The 1,034-nt window shown below is 60.5% G+C and carries 1 pseudogene; it reads left to right on the top strand.

The annotated features are described in order from the left end of the window. Positions 1 to 1,006 (top strand): annotated as a pseudogene (locus HCN50_RS32980) (IS3 family transposase); the annotation flags it as partial. Positions 1,007 to 1,034 lie beyond the last annotated feature (28 nt).

The following is a 1,034-nucleotide window of genomic DNA, read 5'->3' as shown; positions in this document are numbered from 1 at the left end:
CGACGCGGCGCCCCACAACGCAGGCGACGCTGCCGTCGGCGGACCACGCGGCGGAGATCGCGCGTTTGCAGCGGGAGAACGAGCGGCTGCGCATGGAGCGCGATATTTTAAAAAAGTCCATTGCGATCTTTGCTGGAGTTCCGAAATGAGATTCCGCTTCATCGAAGATCGCCGCGCCGACTATCCGGTGATGATCATGTGCGACGTGCTCGGTGTCTCGCCGGCCGGCTATTATGCCTGGCGCTCGCGCCCGGAGAGCCAGCGATCCGCCGCCAATCGTGAGCTCATCGACGACATCAGGCGGGTTCACCGCGACACCAATGGCCGCTATGGCAGCCCGCGTGTCCATGCCGAGTTGAGGGCTCATGGCCGCGGGGCCAGCCGCGGTCGCATCGAGCGATTGATGCGCCGCCATGGCATCAGGGCCATCATGGCGAAGCCACGCCGGGTGCGGACCACCGACAGCCGTCACGACCTGCCGATCGCCCCGGATCTTCTCGAGCGCAACTTCATCGCCACTGCTCCGAACCAGATCTGGCTCGCCGACATCACCTACGTCGAGACCGAGCAGGGCTGGCTCTATCTGGCCACGCTGATGGATCTCTACAGCCGCAAAATCGTCGGCTGGGCGATGGCAGATCATTTGCGCGCCGAACTGCCGATGGCGGCCCTAGCGATGGCCATTGCGACACAGCGGCCTGGCGCCGGCTTGATCCACCATTCAGATCGTGGCGTTCAATATGCTTCGACGGACTATCGGAAGATGATGCAGTCCGCCGGTTTTCGAGCCTCGATGAGCCGCAAGGCCGATCGTTACGATAACGCGCCGATGGAGAGTTTCTTCCACACGCTCAAAACAGAACTCGTCCATCAGCAGCATTATGAAACACGTGAGGAAGCCAGACGTGATATCTTTGCTTACATCGAGGGCTTCTACAATCGAAAGCGTCGTCACTCCGCCATCGGCTATATCAGCCCGATCGAGATGGAGCTAAAAGCAGCTTAACCCTGTCCATTTTTTCGGGGGAAGATCA

It is taken from the genome of Bradyrhizobium archetypum, from assembly GCF_013114835.1.
Classification (GTDB): Bacteria; Pseudomonadota; Alphaproteobacteria; order Rhizobiales; family Xanthobacteraceae; genus Bradyrhizobium; species Bradyrhizobium archetypum.
Note: the sequence above shows the minus strand (reverse complement) of the source record. Positions and strands in the feature narration are given on the sequence as shown.